Here is a 20,773-nt window from a genome sequence, read left to right as displayed (position 1 = left end):
CATGGCAGAACATAAAAAATACCTTGGCGACCTGATCGGTGGCAGCCTAATGATCACAGAAGCTCAGCTTATCGCAGAGTTACTGCTTTCAGATCCAAGCAAAGAACAATGGGATGATGCCATTGTTGATCAAAACATTCTTCAAAAGCGCTCTCCAGCATCGGCTAAACGCAATGCTGCAACGATAAAAAAGCGCATTGCCAACTTGGGAAATAAATTCCTATCGACTTTGGTTAACGCTAACCACGAAGAAGCGGCACAGTTAATGATGGCTGCAACACTGATTAACTCTCCGCTACTTGCTGACTTCATGCGTACTGTTGTGATGGATGCAAAACGCATGTATCGCGAAAATATCGATATGAAAGATTGGGAATACTTCTGGGAAGATAAGTGCCGTATTTATCCTGACTTCGCTGATATGTCGGAATCTTCAACCTACAAAATTGCCCAAGTCGCATTCAAAGTCATGACAGACGGTGGCTTCTTAGAAAGCACAAAAACCAAAGTACTCACCAACATTTACATTACGCCAGATGTACGTCAGCTATTAGTCGATATGGATAGAGACGACATCATCCAAGCTATGGAGATTTACTAATGCTCCAGTTACAACAACGCTTAGACAACATCCAATCACGCCTAGAAAGTGATGAGTTCCTTCAGAATAAGGAGCTTGGTGGTGAGATCGGCTTTTATATCTTTGACTATAAACCAGAGCATGAACTGGCAGTTCGTGAGCATATTGAGCTGTTAGAAAAGAAACTGTCAAACAGAGGCTACACCTTTGCCAGTATCAATTTGTTTGAGATGATCATTAAGTTGCTGGAATCACGCCGACTACTCGATAAGTCATTCAAGATGCAATTTGCGAAAGGCGATGAAGCACTCTTTAAAGCATTAAAAGGGCCATTAGAGCAGAATCGCGTTGCAGAATTCATAGTGAAAGAAGCCAACATAGATAATTGTGACTTTATCATGCTTCATGGCATGGGAAGTGTTTGGCCTATTGTCCGAGGTCACGGACTACTCAATGCGTTGCACGCTAAAGTAGGCCAAGTTCCAACTGTAATGTTCTACCCAGGTGAATATGATGGCGCGGCGCTTAAACCATTTGGCCGTATCGAATCAAACAACTATTACCGAGCCTTTAAACTGGCATAACGTTTCTTTGAGTCCACTTAAAAAACGTAGTCGCACTAAACATAATCGGAAGAAGTACTCAGTTATTAAATAAGTACTCTCTGAAACAAAAAGTTAGCTAGGAAATCAAATGCAGTTACAGCAGCTATTTAACAAAGATATCTCGCGCCCAATCAATGGCGTTGTTAAAGCCGACCAGGTAGGTAATGAAACCGTCTTCGTCGAACTCGACGAATATGTCATCACCGCTGAGCTTAAAGGTCATATTGAGCAGTTCTTCAAATACTACATGCCCTCAGTAGACGACCCTAAAAAAGCCTCTGCAACAGGTAAGTCTGGTATTTGGGTATCGGGTTTCTTTGGCTCTGGTAAATCTCACTTTATCAAAATCATGTCGTACCTGCTGAAAAACGTAGAAACCACACATGGTGGCGTTACAAAGCGAGCGATTGATTTCTTCGAAGACAAACTAGCAGAAGATCAAATGCTGTTAGGCGATATGCGTCGTGCGATTCAAAAAGAAAACAACGTTATCCTCTTCAACATTGATAGCCGCGCAGATACAGACGACAAAGAAGACGCAATCTTAAAAGTATTCCTAAAAGTCTTTAACGAAAAGATGGGCTACTCTGGCGATCATGCCCACATTGCAGACCTTGAGCGTGACTTAGATGCACGTGGCAAGCTTCAAGAATTCCACCAAGCTTTTGAAGAGCTTTCTGGTTCATCCTGGCTTGAAGAGCGTGATTCTTATGACTTCTACCGTGATGACCTTGCTGAAGCCTTCGCTAAAGTAACAGGTCAATCTGAAGAAGCAGGCCGCCAAGCGATAGAGCGCTTAGAAAACAACTTCAGCCTAGACATTCAAAACTTCTGTAAATGGGTTAAACAATACCTAGACGGCAGCCCTGAACGCCGCATTAGCTTCTTTGTGGATGAAATTGGTCAGTACATTGGGCAAAACACACAAATGATGCTCAAGCTTCAAACCATCACAGAAAGCCTAGGCACAATCTGTGAAGGTCGCGCATGGGTAGTCGTGACGTCACAAGAAGACATCGATGCTGTTCTGGGTAAAATGCAAGAAGGCTCGCGTAAGAACGACTTCTCTCGTATCCAACAACGCTTTGATCGTATCTCGCTATCTAGCTCAAACGTAAACGAAGTTATCGAAAAACGTCTATTGGATAAAACAGAACCTGCGCAAACTGCCCTAGCCGCTTTATACAATGAAAAAGGCGACATCATTCGCAGCCAACTTAGCTTTGAACAAACCAACAAGGCCGAGTTCTCAAATTTCTCTGGAACAGATAACTTCGTATCAAGCTACCCGTTTGCACCTTACCAGTACAACCTAATCCAAAAAGTGTTTTCTGGTATTTCTCAAGCAGGCGCAGCAGGTACGCACCTAGCCAAAGGTGAACGTTCACTTATTGAAGCATTCCAAACCGCTACCAATCAATTTGTTACCGATGACATTGGTCGTTTGATCCCGCTATACAGCTTCTACCCTTCTATTAAGAAGTTCCTTGATACCGCTGTTGTTCGTGATATCAACCAAGCTCAACAAAAAGCATCAATTGATGAATTTGCAATTCAAGTTCTTCAAACGCTATTTATGATTCGTTATGTAGAAGAAATGAAATCTACGATCGATAACATCGTTACACTGTGTATCTCTGAAGTAGACCAAGACAAACGCCAGCTTCGTATCGACATCACAGATAGATTAGATGCGTTAGAAAACAACCTCTTGATTGCTCGTGAAGGTGATGAATATAAATTCCTAACTAACGAAGAAAAAGAGATCGAGAAAGAGATTCAAAATACCGACATCGAAACATCAGACGAAACAGCTGAACTCAGCAAGATCCTATTTGAAGAGATCTTACGCAGCAGTAAAACGTACCGTTACCCAGAGAACAAACAGGATTTCCCTGTATCACGCTACTGTAACGGTCAACCTTTTGAAAAAGGCTCGATTGATAACGATCTACACCTAAAAGTGATCTCGCCAATTGATGCCAGCTACGATGACATGAGCGATGCCGTTTGCGGCAATGAGTCTTCTGATTCAATCTTGATCAAATTACAAGACAAGTCTCGTTTGTTCGGTGAGTTACGTACTTATATTCGTACCGCTAAATACACCAAGCGTAATGCTGGCCGCGATGCCGATATGGAGCTGCTAATTCGTGCTAAAGCAGCTGAAAACAGCGCTCGACGTAAACTTATTGTCACTGAGTTAGAAGAGGTCATTAAGCAATCAGACTTCTACCTACTAGGTCACAATTACAGTACTAAAGGTGCAACCGCTACCGCGATTATCGACAATGCTTATCGCCAGGTGATTGAAGATACGTTCAATAAGCTTAAGTTTGTTAAACCTTATAACGGTGACATTCGCCAACAAATTCAACAGACATTGATTGTTGATGACCTAAGCCAGCTAAACATCGACTTATCAGACGTTGAAGCAAACCCTCGTGCTATTTTCGAGCTAGAGCAACATATCTCTATCAGTGATGAGTATGGCCGCCCTCTTACCGCTGGCGACATGGTGAAGAAATTTTCACGTAGCCCGTTTGGTTGGAACGATAACGAAATCATCCTGATGATTGCTCGCTTAGCGGTAGCAAACAAAATCACACTGCAAGCAAACCAACAAGACGTGCCTTTACGCAGTGCCTTTGACCACCTAGACAAAAATGCTAAGCGTGCCAATTTACGTATTCGCCGTATTCAACAACAGTCTGAAGCAAACCTAAAAAAAGCAGCCAAGCTGTACAAGTCTGTATTCCACAAAAATGCACCAGCGAATGAAAAAGATCTTCATGAGCAAGCGCTTCAGCTTCTTAAGGGCATGCTAGCCAAGCTGAAGGATTTCAAAGCAAAATCGACAACAGGCAAGTTCCCTGGGAAAAATGAAATTGAAGATGGCATTCTCTCAATTTCTTCTCTTGTTGAGCAACAAGGTAGCTATAAGTTCATCGACGAGTTCTTGCGCCAAGGTTCTGGTTTAGAAGAATTTGAAGAAGATTATGAAGAGCTAGATGTCTTCTATGAAAAACAATTCTCAACATGGCAAAGCCTAGCGAACGCCCTGAGTATTGAGTTTGCGAAAAACCGTCATCTACTCAAAACCTCTGAAGTTGCGAATACCGCATTAGAAAAACTGGAAGCGATTTATAACGATGAGCGCCCTTACGGGAAAATCCGTCAAGTTCAGGGCCTAATCGAAACCGTAAGAACCATAAATGACGAAATGCTGGTAGTTCGCCGTAAAGAAGTAGCAAGTAAACTTGAAGCCGCTATCGATGATGTTCAACAACACGTAACAGACTCAAAAGCGACAGATACCATCAGTAATGATGCACTTCGCCCGTTGCAGCTGTCTCGTAAACGCTTAGAACACCTAACCAGCATTGCTGAAATCAATGAAGAGCTGAGAAATTCAGAAAGCTTAGTAGAGCAAGCTGAAGAGATCATTAACGCCTTTATTGACCAGCAAATTAAAGCAGCTGAACGCCAAGCAGCCCTTGATGAAGAGCATCGTAAAAAAGAGGCTCAAACCCCACAGCCAGACTCAACAAAAGGCTCAAGTGCTCAAGATAATGGTGCATTAGATCTAGAACCTACAGGCTCAGCTCCTTATGGTGCGAGTGCAACAAAGGAACCATTAAAAGTTGCAGAGCCTGTGGTAGCAAAACCGAAAGCTAAAAAAGTTGTGACCGTCAAAGCGGGGGCTGTATTCCAAGAGTTAGGTGATACCACTTACCTTGAAACGGAAGAAGAGTTAGACAACTACCTTGCGGCACTCAAGACTCAACTTTCTGGGTTAATTGCTTCAAACCATAAAGTTCGTATTAAGTAGCCCATTACTGCTCTTATCTACCGAGAGCAGCAGTTGAAACAACAAAGATACAAAGGAACCCACGCTCTATGAGCGTGGAAATCCAACCGAATTAGATGAGAATTCAATGAACACCAATAAACTAAAAGCCTATGCACCAAAAGCACGCGTTGCTTTTATGGATGCAGTAAAAAATAGAGCGGCAAAGCTAGGGATTTTTGAAGACCATATTAGCGACATCACGATTGATGGTGACAGCGCTATTATCGAGAAAGAAATTTACACGCGTAAACAAGGTCAGCAGCGCAATCAGCTAGTAAAACGTATTGAAGCGTTAGGCACGCACGATGGTAAGTTTGATCACACAAATGGCTTTAATCAGTTTATCAACGAAACGGCATTTACATGGTTTAACCGCCTAACTGCTGTCCGCTATATGGAAGTTAACGAATACCTAGACCACGGTTTTCGTGTATTGAGTAAAGCCGAAGGCGCACAGTTTGGTGAAGGTTTTGAGATTTTAAACTCAGCAGCTGACGTATCTGATGAGCTTGGTTTGAACAAAGACCAGATCATCGACATGGTGCTTGATGGCAACAAAGAAGAAGAGCTTTACCGCACTCTCCTATTAGGTCAATGCCACCAGCTAAGCGAAGCTATGCCATTCATGTTTGAAAAACTGGATGATGCTACTGAGTTACTACTACCAGATAACCTCACCAAAACTGATTCAATCCTAAAGGATTTAGTTAACGATATCCCTGAAGATAATTGGCAAGAGATTGAAGTTATCGGTTGGCTATATCAGTTCTACATCTCTGAACACAAAGATGCGGTTATTGGTAAAGTCGTTAAGCGTGAAGATATTCCTGCTGCGACTCAACTATTTACCCCTAATTGGATTGTTAAGTATCTCGTTCAAAACTCGCTTGGCCGTCAATGGCTAGCAACCTACCCTGACTCTGAGCTGAAAGACAAAATGGAGTATTACATTACACCTGCTGAACAGAGTGACGATGTAATCGAACAACTAAAAGCCATAACACCGACCAGCATTGACCCTGAAGGAATCAAAGTGCTAGACCCTGCTTGTGGTTCTGGTCACATTTTGGTTGAAGTGTATGAAGTTCTGCGGGAAATCTATCTAGAGCGAGGTTATCGCCTACGTGAAATTCCAGAGCTTATTCTCACTAAAAACATCTACGGGCTAGATATTGATGATCGTGCTGCGCAGATGGCTGCATTTGCTGTATTAATGAAAGCACGTGAAGACGATAAGCGTATCTTCTCGCGTGATATCAAAATGAATATCCACTCAATTCAATCCACTGAAAACATTAATATTAACCAGTTATGGGCTGATTTGGATCTTGATGGTAACAATCAAGCAGGTTCAATTGGAGATCTGTTCGCAGAACCACAATTAGATACAGGTGAAGTATCAGAAGAGAACAAAGTTTATTTCGATTTACTGTGCTACCTAAACGAACAATTTATAGATGCTAAAAACTTAGGTTCATTAATTGAAGTTGATGACCAATATCTAACCTCTCTGACTACGTTGCAAGAAAAACTAGCTGAGAAAGAACTAGGTAATCAACCAACGGCAAAAGAAGCAGCACAAGCACTATTACCTATTATTAATCAAGGCGTGATATTAGCCACAAAGTACGATGTAGCAGTAGCGAACCCACCATATATGGGTTCAAAAGGCATGAATGCGGCTTTGAAAGACTTTGCTAAAAAGTCCTACCCAAATTCTAAATCTGATTTGTTTGCTATGTTCATTGAGCGTGGTTTCAAATGGTTAACTCCTAATGGTTTTAACTCTATGGTAACTATGCAATCTTGGATGTTCCTATCAAGTTTTGAGAAGATGCGTGATAACTTACTCAACAATTCGACTATTGAAACAATGCTTCACATGGGTAATGGAGTCATGAAAATTGCATTTGGAACCAATGCAACTGTATTCCAAAATCGTAATATTTCTGGATACTGCGGTTCATTTTCATATTGTGAAAATGATGATATTAATGAACGCGGAGTACCAAGGGAATTTCCGATCCAGAACGAGCGCCTCAAAACAGCAACCTCAGAAGACTTCAATAAAATCCCTGGTAGCCCTATCGCATACTGGATTGAAAGGAACCAGTTAAACTCTTTTACTAGCAATGAAAGCTTGCGTGAGCTGGCAGACCCTAAAGCAGGAATGTCCAGTACTGATAACGAAAAGTTCTTGAGACTATGGCATGAGCTTGATTACTCAGAGATCGAGTTCAACTGTGCCGATGCTGACTTCAGTAAAGAATCTAATAAAGTTTGGTATCCATTTATCAAGGGAGGATCATATCGAAAATGGTATGGAAACCAAGATTATGTAATTAATTGGTATAAAAATGGGAAAAATATCAGAGATTTTATTGCTGCAAACCCTGCAAAACAGGTTGGCGGAAGAATAGTCAACGAAGACAAATTTTTTAGGGAGTCTATTTCATGGTCACGCATCTCTAGTGGAAATTTTTCTACACGTTACTATCCGTCTGGATTCATTTTTTCTGATGCTAGCAATGGTGCTTTTCCTCGAAAGGACTGTTGCTTAAATGTTCTTGGGTTTCTAAACTCTGAGACATGTTCAAGCTATTTGGAGTTCTTATCTCCTACAGTAAATTTCCAATCAGGTGAGATTGCCAAACTTCCTCTACATAAAAACATACATGTTAATAAAGAAGTTCATGACGCAGTAGAAGAACTAATAAGCATTTCAAAGGTTGATTGGGATCTTTTCGAGACTTCATGGAAATTTACACGTAATTCGATCGTTAGTATCTCTAAAGATTCAGTATCAAACTCATGGGATTTCTACACAGCTAAGGGGGAAGAGCATACCGAAAGATCAAAGGCTCTATCATTAGTTGTCGAAAATGCTGTCAATGATGCCTACAAAAGTGAGAACCCTACTAACTTCATAAAAGACGAAGAGATAACTTTAAATCAAAACATCAAGTATCGATATAGGAATGTTGAAAATGCTGCACTCAAATATCGTTCCGAAACAATATGCGAACTGCTGAGCTATTTTGTAGGCAATATGATGGGTCGTTATTCCCTCGACCGCGAAGGACTAGTCTATGCTCACTCTAGAAATGAAGGCTTTAAAGAACTAGCTACCGAAGGAGCATACAAAACTTTCTCTGCGGATGATGACGGCATCGTACCATTAGCTGATGAAGACTGGGTGTTTGAAGATGATGCCACTACCCGCTTCCGCGAATTTGTGAAAACCGTATGGGGTAAAGAACACCTTCAAGAAAACTTAGACTTCGTTGCAGAGAGTTTATGTCTGAATGCAATCAAACCTAAGAAAGGTGAAAGTTCGATTGATACCATTCGTCGTTACTTCTCCAATCAGTTCTATAAAGATCACTTGAAGACTTACAAGAAACGCCCAATTTACTGGCTGTTTAGCTCTGGTAAAGCAAAAGCATTCGAGTGTTTGGTTTACCTACACCGTTACAACGAAGGTACGCTGTCACGCATGCGCACCGAGTATGTCACACCACTTATGGGTAAGCTTGAGAGCCGCAAGAACATCCTTGAAGATTCTAAAGCAACGGCTTCTGGTGCAGAACTACGAGCTATCGACAAAGAACTAAAAATTATCGATAAGAAGCAAGCTGAACTGGTCACTTTCGATGAAGAGCTAAAACACTTAGCCGAAATGAAGATCAGCCTAGACCTCGATGACGGCGTTAAGGTTAACTACGGCAAGTTCGGCAACCTACTCGCTGACGTAAAAGCGATCCACGGTAAGAACCCAGAAGTAATCAAATAAATTGATTCATTGAGCAGCCTTACGGCTGCTCTTTTTCTATCTTTCGAGAATAATAATAATGAAATTACAAAGTCTAAATGACATTTTTGAACGTCGCATTTTACGAATTCCTGATTACCAGCGCGGCTACGCTTGGTCAAGACAGCAACTTGTCGATTTTTGGGAAGATATTATCCAGCTTGACCCTACCCGTGTTCACTATACTGGAGTCATTACATTAGAACCTGTTAAAGCGAAACTATGGCAAAAATGGGAACAAGATGAATGGATTATCGATGGTGTTGGATTCAAACCCTTCTATGTCGTTGATGGGCAGCAACGATTAACAACATCAATGATCCTCATTCAAGCCATTATTGAGTCTGTTGACTCAAAGGTACAACTTAACTATCAATCGCTAGATAGTATCCGCAAGCAGTATATTTTATTTAAAGCCGATGATGGTCAACGTGAAAGTTTCATTTTTGGCTACGAAAAAGACAACCCAAGTGACGAGTACCTTAAAACAACGATCTTCGGCGAACATTCACATAGCAACTTACATCAAGAAACTCTGTATACACAGAACTTACTGGCAGCAAAGAGCTACTTCAAAGAACAATTGGAACAGCTTGAACCCGATGATATTGCATTGATATTTAAGAAGTTAACTCAGAAGCTCAAGTTTAACCTGTATGAAATTGATGAAGAGATCGACGTCTTCGTTACATTCGAAACCATGAATAACCGTGGTAAGCCATTAACTAGTCTTGAGTTACTAAAAAACCGCCTTATTTATCTCTCTACGCTATTCCATGATCATGAAGGGCACGATGTTCTCCGAAGTAAAGTTAATAGTGCTTGGAAAACGATGTACGAATATCTGGGCAAAAACCCTGATGCTCCATTAAATGAAGATCTCTTTTTGCGTAATCATTGGACGATGTACTTTAAGTACAGTCGAAACAAAGGCGATGATTACATCAAGTATCTACTCAATGATAAGTTCACTGCCAGAAATGTCACTCACCCGAAAAAATCAGATGATCAAGTCACAGTCGCTGAAATAAGTGATTATGTAACTAGCTTACAAGAGTCGATTCGCCACTGGTTCTATATCCACAACCCCTACTTCTCGTTAACAGATTATAAAGACGAACAGAACAAACAACTTCTTGATAGGCTTCAACGACTAAGCTTTAGGGCTTTTAGACCGTTAATCCTTGCAGCGTTCGTTTCTAAACAACCTGTCGATGATATAAACAAGCTACTCATCGCAGCGGAACGTTATAACTTCACGCTATTTTCTTTATGCCATCGACGTTCAAATACGGGAGATTCCGAATTCTTCTCCATGGCGCGGGACTTGGTAACTAAAAGCATCAACATAGACTCAGTGATTAATACGATTAACAATTGGGTTAATAGTTACTACGACCCTCAACGATTCAAAAGTTACATAGATGAAAAATACGAGCTTGGCCTAGGTGGCTTCTTTAAATGGGATGGCTTACGTTACTTTTTGTATGAACATGATCAATGGCTTACGAAGCGAGGCAAACAATCTGCGGTTAAATTAGGTTGGTCAGACTTAAAAGCAACTAAAAAAGATAACATCACCATTGAGCACATTTTCCCCCAAACACCTGACTGTGAATACTGGAACTCGCGCTTTGGTCATTTAGACAAAGAACAAACAACTCTCATTGCTAACTCATTGGGTAACTTAGTACCTCTAAGTAGAGCTAAAAATTCGAGCCTTCAAAATGACGGTTTCAACGACAAGAAAAATAACGGTAATGGAGTCGGCTATTACAATGGTTCTGCTTCGGAAAATGAGATTGCTCAGCTTGATGAGTGGTTACCTGAATGTATCCTATCTAGAGGCTTAGACCTCTTTGATTTCATGGAAGAGCGTTGGCAAATTTCATTAGGTGATGAGCAGTTCAAAGCGCAACTCTTGCACCTAAGCTTTCTAATGAAAGCGCCAACAAACGAATCATAAATTCAAATAATTAACACGGTTTGTCTAAGAGCTTAGCTCCTCGACAAACCGTATCTGTGATTGAGCACAGTCTCAGAGCTGTGCCTTGCTTTACTGATACAAACAGAGAATTACAATTATGCGTCGGACTTTTTCGCTTATAGGCTGGGTAGCATCTTTAGGGCTATCTTCCACTGCACTCGCTAGTGTTCAGCCCCCTGTTTGCCAAGCCCTTTCTCAAGAGCTAAACACCATTTATTCAAGCTCACAGTCTGACAGCTACTCTCTCAGACTGGCAAGTGAGGTGAACCTCAACGATGAAAATCAACTGACAGTAAAGCCACCATTTACTAATGATAATTTTTCGTGGACTAACTGGACTCTAGACTCGGCAAAGTTATCATCGCCCAAATCTTTGAACTTCAGGTCAGGTGACACCTCAAAAAATGAAGACTTACAGCTACACATCAGTGGCTTTGAGTGGTGGAGAGGTCTTACTTATCAATACCAGACTAACGATAACATAACACTCCAAGGTAACTTCCATAATGCTGGGCCATTTGGCTGGTTTTATAGATCATTTTGGAATGTATTCTATTTCCAAGAACAACCTTATGTGATGGCAACTTCAGGCCTTTATAAACCAATTACAGTTTATTCCATCAAGAATGGTAACGGACAAGCAGTGTGCAACGTAGAGCCACCTATATCTGTTGATGTCAGGAAAGACAACCTCGATTTAGCTTATCGCCATGCTCTGCAATATTTTATGACGGATATCGAAGGCAACTTTGGGAGCATGGGAAGTCGGTACTATTCCTATACTCATGATTTGATGTTAGATGTCATATACCGCCCATCAGTTCATACAGAGAACGCTGACAGCGATAAAGAAGTCGATAGCTTGGCATATCTGGCTCAAAGTGACGCTTGGTCAGCTAGAGAACTGGGATCTGCGAAAAACATAGCATCAATCAACCGCTCTTACTTGAAAGGTTACTTTACTGAAACTTCTAACCAGCTCGACGCTAATAACCTTGCTTCACTAATCTTGGATCAGGTTTACGCTGATTATGACCGAAGACAGCTTGACGAAAATGGCCGTGCACAGTTAAAGCAACTCACAGAGGCTCTTTCAGACAATGATACCGAATCCATTTTGAAAAGCTGCCAAGAGAATATTAACAGTGAGTCATTCGATTACTATCATGACAACCAAAGAAATATGACTGATTGCCTCTCGCTGGTATTGGATAAGTCAATGGTGCTTGAAGATTTGGTAGCACAATGCGCCGAGCCTAATTCGAAATGTGCGCTATCGGAGGCAAATGCATTTGGTAAAAATCTCCTAATGTACGCTGCCCATATGAACAATCCGAAGGCCGTATCAGTTATGCTTAACAACTCTGAGATGATCAACACAACAACCATAAACACGGCTCGCTTTGACTTCCCACTAGCAGAAAACCTGACGACTTATGGCAGAACACCGCTGATGTATGCAGCAGAGAATGCGAGCCAAAGGACAATACAGTTACTACTAGATGCAGGAGCTGATCCTAAATTGAAAGATAGTAAGGGCAATGACTATTTCAGCTACATGGATAAGAACTGGCGATTCAACTCAAGTAAAGCACGCGCCTATTTATCCAAACCAGGGCCAAGCTTCAACTGTGAACTGGCTTCAAGTACTAGAGAGAAAGCCATTTGCTCCGATACCATGCTTTCTGATTACGACAGAGAACTTAGCTACCTGTATGGTGAAGCCTACGACCAGTCTCCCAACGCACAAGCTCTAAAAACTGACCAGAGAAAATGGTTAAAGGACATCGACCAATCATGCTCTTCTGAATCCAGTTTAGTTGAATGTCTATCGCATGAGTATCGAGAACGCATTCGAGCTTTTGAGTTCATTGCATTTAGCTCACAACCTTAAATCGTATAGTCATTTGGTACGGACGATTCGGCACTAAACCACCATATAATTGTTCACCGAATGACTGATATCAAAATATATGGTATGCAGTTAGGTACACTAACTTCACAATAAAATTGAGGAATTGAAATTGAGTAGCGAAGCCATATTGTCACAAATTGAATCACAAGATTCTTTGGTAGGCGTAAACACTATTTTGACTGACTGCATGGCAAAGCAATCTATTCAGGGCGTTATTAAAGGTGATAACCTTCATCGAGTTCTTGATGTAGTCATAGATTTTGCTACTGAAGATAGTAACCCTCTCAGCCCTCTGAGATTGAAAGCAGCAGCTTCTCTTGGACGACTCGCTGCTGTCGCTCGAAGTCGGCAAAATGAAGTTTATCAATACCTTCCTCAGCTATTTAATGATGAGCCTTGTGATTTTGATATGCTCACGGACGGTGACGAAAAACATTATGCTGCTCAATCTATAAGGCACATTCAAGACCCTTGGGTCGTAGACTACTGTTTGAGGCAAGCTGTTCTAGCTGATACAGCTGAAAATGCTCGTAGAACACTGATTCAGAATGCTTTGATTGGCAGCAGCAACCTAAGTGACTTACTTCTACTCGGCAAAGATTCATTTACCTACCTTTCTATTATTGACTCGGCTGATACTCGCATGAAGCGTGCTCGTCGGATTACAAGAGCTTGGAATGAAATAATAAAAGATTGGAACGGCGACGTTGGTAACAACGTTGGCAAATCTCTTGCTAGTTGGTTGCATTCGATTCTTATGCACTCCTCCCCTTCCGTCGAGTCAACAGTAATGATTGATATTGTTGACGACGCTTTGGCGATATTGATACGTACCATCGAGCTAAGATTTTCAAACGCTCTACTTGCAGATACCTATCAGGTCTTAGAAATATCCAGAAATGTTCTGAGTAGCAATCTTTGGGGAGAAATTAATCGGGACTCTGAGTTCCTTCCGAGAATCAAGACTAACTTGAAAGAAGCTGCTCTTGTTCTCGCTCGCCAGAATCGAACTGACAGCAACATAATGAAACAGCTTTCTAAAGCGTACTACTCAAAAGCTCAAGTCATTCCAGCACTCAAGCGTCATTTTGATTCCAGTCAAGAGTTAGACCCACAAGTCAAAGAATGGTGGTTGAATGGAGGAAAGCAAGTTATCTCGGCTAAAGAACCAGTGCACACCCTTGGTAATTCTGAAGATCAACAAATTGGCTCGCTACTTATTCAAGTAGAAACAAGTCAAAATACTATGGAGAAACTCGAACGAGCTGTCGTTCCTTTCTTAGAAATTTCAGATCCTCCTCTCGCATCGACCGTAAAGAAAGCATCAAGTGGTTTTGGTGATATGTCTAGAATCGCCCGTCAACTAGCACGAATGCGAAAATTAACGCACACCGAAAATCTAGGACAAGTCATTGAGTACAACCCAATGCAACATGAAATGCTTGGTGGACATAAATACGGTGTTCGAAAAGTCCGAGTAGTCCGAGATGGCATCCAAAAAGAATTTGGTGGAAAAATAAAGACACTGGTAAAACCTTGGGTAGAGGCTGTAGAAGATTAAGATGACAAATAACCTAGAATCACAAATATTACTCCAGAATCTACTGGAAAGGTTTAAGCCAGCGCAGGATGGTGGATACGTATTACCTGGCGAGCTGACTGAACGTGAATTTAGAGCTTTAACACATGCACTCGATCACTTAAAACAAGAAGTTGACCAGTCACAAGGAGAAGATGAAAAAACGACTTTCATTGATGTTCCTGTTGCTAAACAAGAGAAAACAGCCGAACCCGAACCTTCTTTAGTCGAGCCTGAATTAGAGTTAGAAAGCGATGTCAGAGCCGACATACCCTCTATTGAAGAAGTCAAACCTTCGGTAACTTATACCCCATTAAATATCAGTACCATGTCTCTCCCTACGCCTAAAAGCAATGTTCGAGTCTGCTTAGACTTTGGTACAGCAATGTCTAAAGCCACCTTGATTTCTGAAGAAACTGATGATGACGCAATTGAGGATATAGAAGTTATATCTCTTGGAATACCTGGTGACCAAGAAGAAATCAGTGAAAATATGCTTGTCTCATCCGTCTTTATTGATGATCTAGGTAAGATTTGGTTCGGTCAAGCCGCAGTACAGATGTCACATATTCAACCTCCTGATACCCATAGACAGCGACTCGATAATATAAAACGCTACTTATCTGAGGAAGGTTTATCCTCGGAAGTAGGTAAGCAATTCAACCCTACTAGCTCACAAATCACTTATGAAGATATGGTATTGGCTTACCTAAGCTACTTTACATGGGCAATGAACCAAGCTACGTCATTACAGGGGATAGATAAAAACATACTCCGCCGCTTTGCTATGCCTTGCTTCGACAAAATGAAACATGTCCAAGTCGTGAATAAACTCAAACAGCTATTAGGAGAAGCCCAGATCCTCGCTGATACATTTGATTTACAATTTTCTTCAGGGATCGAGTTGGATGATTTCCTTAATGCTATTACGCAAATCAGAAAGAATAATTTTAAGTTCAATTTTATTCGAGAGGATGTCACTGAGCCACTTGGGGTCGCAGGCTCCCTTATCTCGTGGCAAGAGAATGTTAACTCATTAGTAATGGTTATTGATATTGGCGCAGGTACTAGTGATTTCAGCCTGTATCGTATGAAATATGATGAGAAGTTGAAGAAAAGTGCAGCTTTAGAGATTAAAGATTCCAACAGAGGTATCACGGAAGCAGGCAACCACCTAGATAAACTACTTCAAGGCGTGATCCTCAATAAAGCAGATATACGCCAAGATAACCCTCTCTACCTTAATACATTTGGCGCGTTAAACTTACACTTGAGAGATTACAAAGAAGCACTATTTAGAGATGGTTTCATCTCCGCCACCTTATTCAACGGAGACGTTGTTGAAATCACGCTTGATGAGTTTATGGCTTTGCCTCAAGTAGAATCATTTTCAAAATCACTCAAAGAGTGTATGCAAGAAATCTTAAACAACATATCGCCTAGTTTTGTACACGCTGCTCCTAACAACGCGCTCGCAGTTGCCTTAACGGGTGGTGGTGCTCAGTTGCCAATGGTCAAAGTTCTCGCAAATGGAACCATCTCGGCTCACGGAAAAACACTGAACCTAGTACAGACACAAGAATTTCCCCAATGGTTAGCGGCTGAATACCCAGAACTAGAGCAAGACTACTCACGGATAGCTGTGTCTTTAGGCGGTGCTAGGAAAAATATTCTCCAAGCTTCAGGGCCTGCGACGATTACGTGTGATCCTGTCGGTGAGTATAAACTCGGAACATATTAACTTTACTAATTCTAGGAACGACATTTTCTTAGAACCAGAAACTAATAAATATAAGGCTCTGTAATCCAGTGCCTATTCTAAACAACGTCAGTACAAGGCTGTGCACGGTAAATACAAATGAGCAATACATACAGAAAAGACAAAGACTTAGAACCACTATTACGTTATGCAGATAATGAGATGCTTGGTGTATTAGTGAAATATCTAACGACAGATAAAGACGGTAAGACTCGTTACGCCGAGACTTTAACAAGTGATAAGCAATTTAAGGGCGCAAAAGATAACTATCAACAAGTATGGCAACTTATCGCAGGTGAGCTTCAACACTTCGGAGGTGATACGTTAGTCAATCTGTTTAGAAGATCTGGTGTTGAATACAGGGAAATACTCACGGATGTTTGTAAAAAACTAAAAATAAAGACAGATTACAAAGCAGATACTGTAAAGATTGAACAAGCGCTTTTAGCAAAATTATTCGCAGATTCATGGGAAAAAATGTCCGATTCAGAAAGGGATGCGTTACGGGAAGAATTGAAAATCGATGCTTCACTAACAAGCAGTGCCGCACTGACAGCGATTATTGCAGCTATTCGGATGGGAGGCTTTATGTCTTATCAAGTCGCAATGATTGTTGCGAATGCTGTTGCTAAGGCGCTACTAGGAAGAGGATTAACCTTAGCAGCAAACGCTGGTTTAGCTCGTGCAATTGGCGTTTTTGCAGGCCCTATAGGCATCGCAATTACTGTCCTATTAACTATACCTGCAATTAGCGGCCCTGCTTTTAGAGTGACACTACCAGCGGTTGTGCAAATTGCTGCTATGCGTCAACAAATGCTCAATGAAGAGGAGCCGATATTCTAATGGAAACAATTTTTACTTTTGACTGGGAAAAAGTCTATCCCGAAGTACTTGAAGGCTTAAAAAACGGGAAAATAACTCTAAGAGATGGGGTCGCCTATTGGACAGAACTGGCTGAGAAGTCTGGCATTGTGCAACACATGCCGTTAAAGGGAGTCGCATTTGATCCTGAAAAATTAAACGAGATAAGTAAATTAATCCAAGCTAGTCATGCCACCCAAATGGCCGCCATTGGATTGTCTACAACGATTATTGTTGGTGCTATCGTCGTTCAAACCATGTATTTAGCGAAGAAAATAGATAAGCTCCAAGAAACAATGGATCTAATTTCTTCAGAAATCAGCGCTCAAAATGTAATGTTTTACATGGAAAAATTATCCAAGTATTTTGGAGCAATAGAATCCACACGAGTCCTTTTACTGGATAAATCCTTAGTTTCAGAAACTCAAGATATCGCTGCAAACCTTATCTCTCAACTTTCTATTGAGAGAAACGAAGTTCTCTCATTGATAGATAACCTTATTTCATTTGCCGATCAACTTACCGAACGTAACCTTGAACAAATGTTGGATTTCATAACAATGGTTCTCGATATTATGCCAAAGGCGATCTATCTGGAAAGTCAGCTATGTGACCGATATGGGAAGTTCAAATTATCCGAACACCTTATGCGTGAAAATACCAAACGCTACAACCTTACCCTTCAACATTACAGAGACTGGTGTAACTCAAAAGCAAAAGCTGCGATCCGTGGAGACGCCAACCCTGTTGCATTGACCTTTCATGATAAAAAAGATGATCTAAAAGCTCTTTTTGACTCTAACAACAATAAGTCCTTACTCCAACAGCTTGTTAGCCCATCTAGAGAGTTAATTAGTTAATACCACTACTTGATGCTTGTTCGAACGTTTCTTAACCTGCGTGACTACAAGCATCTAACTATCACTTCACCATCTTCCTCACTCAGCGATTTTTACTTCATAAAGTGTTAAACTGACAAACAGTTAGCACATTTCAACAGCCACATTCAGGCGAAGTAAAACAACGATGAATATTGATCAGATCACTAGTGGGCTATTAGCCAAATTTGAAAAAAGTAGACTTGTCTTTTGGCAGGATACTGACAACGAGTTTAACGATCTCATTGAATCGCTATCTCTTGATACGTCTTACGAAAGGACTCAAGTTATCTACCTTGATACTTTGTCCCACTTGGAAGTAAAGCATCGTATTGAGCTAATGGAACCTGAAACGGCTTTCCTTCTATACAGCAACACGACTCCTAATGATCCAACCCGTGATTGGCTATACGACATCAGGCTTTACGCACAAGAGTTTTATGCAGATAGCAGCTCCATGATTCTGAATGAAATCGGTATGAACATGGAGTTTCGCCCTGTCATTGCTAAATATAAAGCATTCTTTGGTAGCAAGCAGCGCGTAGCACGATTAAAGAAAATTCTTCCACCTTCTGCTACAGAACGAGAGCTAGAGCTAGCCCTAATTGCAGCTGCATTAAAGATAGAAACACCAACGTTTGTTACCATTTTACAAACCCTTCTAGTACAACTATCCGTCGATTTTGATACCGAAGAACTTTTGGCAGAACTTGATAAGTTCAATTTAAATGAAGCGTTCTGGAAGTTTGCTTACGAAGAACTTGGATATATTGTTGAAGCAACAGGTGACTCCTGCCACCTGAAACCAACGATTCAAGAACTAGCAGTAAAGCTTCTCTTTACTGAATGCTATCAGTCTCTTATCAACAGCGGTTGTTCAAATAGTGACGAGGTCGTTGGACGGTTTACTACACATCTACTACCAATGCCTACTCAAGAGCAGCTTGAAGCAGGATATACCGCTGAACGCGTAGGTTTGAATTCAGGCCGTCGTGCTCAAGTTGTAAGCTTTGTCGTACAATTACGTGAAGGTCGCAGTTGTCAAGATGGCTATAATCGCCTTTCTCGTCGTATAGAAACTGATTATGAAATCTCAGATAAATTGCGTCTGATAGAATCACCTGAAAAACTAAGACTCGTTGAAACATTTGAGTTTGCAGACAAACAGTTATCAATTTTACTCGCAAAACATATCGCTTCATTAAGCTCAGAAGAACTGAACAGCCTTGTATCACACCGTCTCACGACTCACTGGTGTCATGTTAGAGCTGAGTTTGTGGATACAAAATACGCGAACGTTTATAAGGCAATCAAAGCAGCGAAACAGTTCTACTCTCTTAAGTCTAAATATATTGATGGCTTTGATTTTGATTCAGCTAAAGATCTTTACAGGGCTTACGAGCAAGAACTTTTCCTTTTCGATACGGCTTATCGAAACTTCTGTGAGAACGCAAACCATGTTGCTCATCAAGGCTCAGACATTCTAAAGAAACTGAAGCTGGTCGAAGACATTGAAGACTTGTACGTAAATTGGTACTTGCATGATTTAGCCATTGCGTGGGGCAAGCATGTCGACGATGAAAACTTATTAGACACATGGAAAATCAATGGCGTCTTGAACCAATATGACTTCTACAACAATGAAGTAGAACGCATCTTCCAATCGAGTCAGATAAAGCGCGTATTTGTAATTATAAGTGACGCCCTTCGTTATGAAGTCGCACATGATATACATGAGCAAATAAATAAGGAAAAACGCTTTAAGTCTGTTATCAAATCACAGCTTGGTGTCGTGCCTAGCTATACTCAGCTTGGAATGGCGTCTTTACTACCTCACAAAGAGCTGACTGCTCACATCGGAAAAGATGTTAAATACAAAGCTGATGGCCTAAGTGTTCATGGTTTGGACAACCGACACGCTGTACTTGAAAAATACCAAGGTATGGCAGTAAAAGCTTCTGATGTTCTCAATTGGACAAACGAAGAAGGTCGTAAAGCGGTAGCTGATGCTCGTGTCGTGTACATTTACCATGATCAAATAGATGCTATTGGTGATAAAGCGGCAACAGAGAATCAGACCTTTGATGCCTGTGCCGACGGTATCGAGCAAGTCAGATTACTTGTCGAGCGCATCATCAACAAATTAAACGGTAACAGAATCTTGGTCACGGCTGATCACGGTTTCTTATTTAAATCGAGCGATGTCGTTGAGTCAGATAAAACCGCGCTATCCGTCAAACCAAGTGGGACGGTAGAGGCTAAAAAGCGCTACCTTATCGGTCAACACCTTCCAAAAGACAGCTTCTATTGGAAAGGCGATATGGCCGTAACGGCTAAGTTGTCTGCAAATGGTGACCAAGCCGAGTTTATTGTTCCTCGAGGCTCAAACCGCTTTAACTTTGTGGGTGGTGCTAAGTTCATTCATGGTGGGATCATGCCTCAAGAGATTTGTGTTCCAGTCCTTCGTATTGAACACTTGAAAACGACCAAACAAAAGACGACCGCAAAACAAAAAGTAGGTGTAGTGCCACTGAGTAATGGGCTTCGTATTGTTACACTTAATGAGAAAATTGAGTTCTTACAAACCAACGCCGTTGGCGATCAATTTAAAGAGCGTAACCTAAACATTTGGATAGAAGACCCTGAAGGCACAGTTGTTTCAAACAAAGCACAGATACTATTTGACTCTTCAGCCTCAAATTCTGATGAACGCAAGCGCAATGCGATACTGACGCTAAACGGCAGCAACTTCGATCGAACTACCCCATATAAACTGATCATGTGGGATAGTGAGCAAGGTGATCGCTACGCAACTCATTCGGTAACAATCGACTTAGCAATCCAAGACGATTTTGATGATCTTTTTTAACGGAACCTATTCATGATTGACGATAACAACGATAGTAAAGCAACGGAAGTTCATCACTACCATCATTTTGACAATG

At 41.2% G+C, this 20,773-nt stretch carries 11 protein-coding genes; all 11 read left to right on the top strand.

Annotated features, from left to right (window positions below; all coding sequences use genetic code 11):
* Position 1 precedes the first annotated feature (1 nt).
* The 11 genes from QQ041_RS12995 to pglZ all read left to right on the top strand — a co-directional run bounded on the left by QQ041_RS12995 (position 2) and on the right by pglZ (position 20,697).
* A complete protein-coding gene (locus tag QQ041_RS12995) occupies positions 2–601 on the top strand; it encodes a DUF1819 family protein (protein ID WP_102420194.1) in 600 nt (199 codons plus the stop codon).
* A complete protein-coding gene (locus QQ041_RS12990; protein ID WP_102420195.1) occupies positions 601–1,164 on the top strand; it encodes a DUF1788 domain-containing protein in 564 nt (187 codons plus the stop codon). Before QQ041_RS12995 ends, QQ041_RS12990 begins: the two co-directional genes overlap by 1 nt.
* Positions 1,165–1,273: 109 nt before the next feature.
* A complete protein-coding gene (brxC, locus tag QQ041_RS12985; RefSeq protein WP_285954133.1) occupies positions 1,274–5,017 on the top strand; it encodes a BREX system P-loop protein BrxC in 3,744 nt (1,247 codons plus the stop codon).
* A 106-nt stretch (positions 5,018–5,123) separates the two neighbouring features.
* Positions 5,124–8,831, top strand: a complete 3,708-nt coding sequence (gene pglX, locus QQ041_RS12980) for a BREX-1 system adenine-specific DNA-methyltransferase PglX (protein WP_285954132.1) — start codon at positions 5,124–5,126, stop codon at positions 8,829–8,831.
* Positions 8,832–8,889: 58 nt separating this feature from the next.
* Positions 8,890–10,815 carry a DUF262 domain-containing protein gene (locus QQ041_RS12975; protein WP_285954131.1) on the top strand — a complete coding sequence of 642 codons (1,926 nt, stop codon included), beginning with the start codon at positions 8,890–8,892 and terminating at the stop codon, positions 10,813–10,815.
* 118 nt (positions 10,816–10,933) lie between these two features.
* Positions 10,934–12,730 carry an ankyrin repeat domain-containing protein gene (locus QQ041_RS12970; RefSeq protein ID WP_285954130.1) on the top strand — a complete coding sequence of 599 codons (1,797 nt, stop codon included), beginning with the start codon at positions 10,934–10,936 and terminating at the stop codon, positions 12,728–12,730.
* A 148-nt stretch (positions 12,731–12,878) separates the two neighbouring features.
* Complete coding sequence (locus QQ041_RS12965) at positions 12,879–14,312, top strand: hypothetical protein (protein WP_285954129.1); 1,434 nt, start codon at positions 12,879–12,881, stop codon at positions 14,310–14,312.
* Position 14,313: 1 nt separating this feature from the next.
* On the top strand, positions 14,314–16,071 hold the full coding sequence (locus QQ041_RS12960; RefSeq protein WP_285954128.1) for a hypothetical protein: 1,758 nt from the start codon (positions 14,314–14,316) through the stop codon (positions 16,069–16,071).
* A gap of 117 nt (positions 16,072–16,188) precedes the next feature.
* Positions 16,189–16,932 (top strand): DUF3944 domain-containing protein, encoded by a 744-nt coding sequence (locus QQ041_RS12955; protein WP_285954127.1) that lies wholly within the window; start codon positions 16,189–16,191, stop codon positions 16,930–16,932.
* Complete coding sequence (locus tag QQ041_RS12950; protein ID WP_102573398.1) at positions 16,932–17,810, top strand: hypothetical protein; 879 nt, start codon at positions 16,932–16,934, stop codon at positions 17,808–17,810. Before QQ041_RS12955 ends, QQ041_RS12950 begins: the two co-directional genes overlap by 1 nt.
* 166 nt (positions 17,811–17,976) lie before the next feature.
* Positions 17,977–20,697 carry a BREX-1 system phosphatase PglZ type A gene (gene pglZ / locus QQ041_RS12945; protein WP_285954126.1) on the top strand — a complete coding sequence of 907 codons (2,721 nt, stop codon included), beginning with the start codon at positions 17,977–17,979 and terminating at the stop codon, positions 20,695–20,697.
* Positions 20,698–20,773: the final 76 nt, after the last annotated feature.

The organism is Vibrio sp. TMPB1044, assembly GCF_030442075.1.
GTDB classification, from domain to species: Bacteria; Pseudomonadota; Gammaproteobacteria; order Enterobacterales; family Vibrionaceae; genus Vibrio; species Vibrio satsumensis.
Note: the sequence above shows the minus strand (reverse complement) of the source record. Positions and strands in the feature narration are given on the sequence as shown.

What these genes read in the sequence shown, in the direction of transcription:
- QQ041_RS12995 (WP_102420194.1), top strand. Translation starts at nt 2, where the DNA reads ATGGCAGAACATAAAAAATACCTTGGCGACCTGATCGGTGGCAGCCTA.
- QQ041_RS12990 (WP_102420195.1), top strand. Translation starts at nt 601, where the DNA reads ATGCTCCAGTTACAACAACGCTTAGACAACATCCAATCACGCCTAGAA.
- brxC (WP_285954133.1), top strand. Translation starts at nt 1,274, where the DNA reads ATGCAGTTACAGCAGCTATTTAACAAAGATATCTCGCGCCCAATCAAT.
- pglX (WP_285954132.1), top strand. Translation starts at nt 5,124, where the DNA reads ATGAACACCAATAAACTAAAAGCCTATGCACCAAAAGCACGCGTTGCT.
- QQ041_RS12975 (WP_285954131.1), top strand. Translation starts at nt 8,890, where the DNA reads ATGAAATTACAAAGTCTAAATGACATTTTTGAACGTCGCATTTTACGA.
- QQ041_RS12970 (WP_285954130.1), top strand. Translation starts at nt 10,934, where the DNA reads ATGCGTCGGACTTTTTCGCTTATAGGCTGGGTAGCATCTTTAGGGCTA.
- QQ041_RS12960 (WP_285954128.1), top strand. Translation starts at nt 14,314, where the DNA reads ATGACAAATAACCTAGAATCACAAATATTACTCCAGAATCTACTGGAA.
- QQ041_RS12955 (WP_285954127.1), top strand. Translation starts at nt 16,189, where the DNA reads ATGAGCAATACATACAGAAAAGACAAAGACTTAGAACCACTATTACGT.
- QQ041_RS12950 (WP_102573398.1), top strand. Translation starts at nt 16,932, where the DNA reads ATGGAAACAATTTTTACTTTTGACTGGGAAAAAGTCTATCCCGAAGTA.
- pglZ (WP_285954126.1), top strand. Translation starts at nt 17,977, where the DNA reads ATGAATATTGATCAGATCACTAGTGGGCTATTAGCCAAATTTGAAAAA.